This window comes from Phormidium sp. CCY1219 (assembly GCF_055795085.1).
In genome coordinates this window covers 1-261 of the sequence record NZ_JAYFEQ010000235.1, presented here as the reverse complement: position 1 = coordinate 261, position 261 = coordinate 1, and the positions used below count along the sequence as shown (strand labels likewise).

At 50.6% G+C, this 261-nt stretch carries 1 pseudogene; it reads right to left on the bottom strand.

The features are described from left to right. Positions 1-261, bottom strand: a pseudogene (locus AC0QH1_RS02435) (hypothetical protein); the annotation flags it as partial.

Genomic DNA, 261 nt, shown 5'->3' with positions numbered 1-261 from the left:
ATGATTCATTCCGCCGGTGGCGAAGTCGGTTTGATACACCAACCGCGAACCACTTGGCCTCAAATACACCACAATTTGACGGATTTGTTTTGACGGATAGCGCCGATAAATTCGCAAGAAATAGTCAGCCATCCGAAAGGGAATGTCGGCACTGGGTTCGGTTTGAAATTCGGCGTGCAGAACCACTTGCGACGACTGACGTAACACGATCGCATCGGCGCGAATCGGTTCGAGGGAAAGTTCTTTGACGGGTAATTCCAC